The sequence below is a fragment of the Methylobacterium sp. 37f genome (genome assembly GCF_023093475.1).
In the GTDB taxonomy this organism is placed as follows: domain Bacteria; phylum Pseudomonadota; class Alphaproteobacteria; order Rhizobiales; family Beijerinckiaceae; genus Methylobacterium.
The window spans coordinates 1-1,731 of sequence record NZ_JAGHKN010000087.1; the positions used below are offsets into that span (position 1 = coordinate 1).

The window sequence follows — 1,731 nt, forward strand, 5'->3', positions numbered from 1 at the left end:
TCGGTGTCACGGCAAGAAACCACGGGCGAAACCTCGCCAGCGTCCTCCGCGTCGGGGCTGTCGGAGGGTCCGTCGATCCTGGACGGTCTGTCCGAGCCCGCGGCTCTGCGGCTGTTGCCGGAGAGCCAGCTGCAGGCGGTGGCGGATGCGGTCCGCACCGAGATGATCGACGCGGTCTCGGTGACGGGCGGGCATCTCGGCTCCGGGCTCGGCGTGGTCGAGCTCACGGTGGCCTTGCATCACGTGTTCGACACGCCCGACGACCGCATCGTCTGGGATGTCGGCCACCAGGCCTATCCGCACAAGATCCTCACCGGCCGGCGCGACCGCATCCGGACCCTGCGCCAGCCCGGCGGCCTGTCGGGCTTCACTAAGCGCTCGGAGAGCGTCTACGATCCGTTCGGCGCGGCCCACTCGTCCACCTCGATCTCGGCGGCCCTCGGCATGGCCGTGGCGCGCGACCTCGACGACGCGGCCGCCCAGACCAGGGGCGCCCCCGCCCACAGGCGCCGCAACATGGTGGCGGTGATCGGCGACGGCTCGATGTCGGCCGGCATGGCCTACGAGGCCATGAACAATGCCGGCGCGCTCAAATCCCGCCTGATCGTCATCCTCAACGACAACGACATGTCGATCGCCCCGCCCGTGGGCGCCATGTCGGCCTATTTCGCGCGGCTGGCCTCGGGCGACACCTACCAGTCCCTGCGCGAGACCGCCAAGCAGCTCGGCAAGCTCCTGCCCAAGGCACTCTACCAGCGCGCGGCCGCGGCCGAGGAATATGCCCGCTCCCTGGTGGTGGGCTCGGGCACGATGTTCGAGGAGATGGGCTTCCACTATGTCGGGCCCATCGACGGTCACAACCTCGACCACCTGCTGCCGGTGCTCAAGAACGTGCGCGACTCGGAGCAGGGCCCGATCCTGCTCCACGTCGTCACCCAGAAGGGCAAGGGCTACGCGCCGGCCGAGGCCTCGGCCGACCGCTACCACGGCGTGGTCAAGTTCGACGTGCTGTCCGGCGTGCAGGCCAAGGCCAAGCCCAACGCCCCGGCCTACACCCGGGTGTTCGGCGAGAGCCTGATCAAGGCGGCGGATGCCGACGACCGGGTGGTGGCGATCACCGCCGCGATGCCGGGCGGCACCGGCATCGACCTGTTCGGCAAGGCGCATCCGGACCGGACCTTCGACGTCGGCATCGCCGAACAGCACGCGGTGACCTTCGCGGGCGGGCTGGCGACGGAGGGCTACAAGCCGTTCGTGGCGATCTACTCGACCTTCCTGCAGCGGGCCTACGACCAGGTCGTGCATGACGTGGCGCTGCAGAACCTGCCCGTGCGCTTCTGCCTGGACCGGGCCGGCCTGGTGGGGGCGGACGGGGCGACCCATGCGGGGGCCTTCGATCTGGCCTATCTGTGCTGCCTGCCGAACATGACGGTGATGGCGGCCTCGGACGAGGCCGAACTGGTGCACATGGTGGCGACGTGCCACGCGCACGACACCGGCCCGATCGCGCTGCGCTATCCGCGCGGCGAGGGCGTGGGCGTCGACCTGCCCGAGCGCGGCTCGGTGCTGGAGATCGGCAAGGGCCGAATCGTGCGTGCGCCGGAGGGGGCGCGGGTGGCGCTGCTGGCGCTGGGCACGCGCCTGTCCGAGGCGCTGAAGGCGGCCGACCTGCTGGAGGCCGAGGGCATCGCCGTGACGGTGGCGGATGCGCGCTTTGCCAAGCCGCTGGAC

General features: G+C 70.8%; 1 protein-coding gene. It reads left to right on the plus strand.

From position 1 onward, the window contains the following. Positions 1-78: 78 nt before the first annotated feature. Positions 79-1,731, plus strand: a 1,653-nt coding sequence (dxs, locus tag J7U37_RS24715; protein ID WP_282104171.1) for a 1-deoxy-D-xylulose-5-phosphate synthase, incomplete at its 3' end; no start/stop codon positions are given.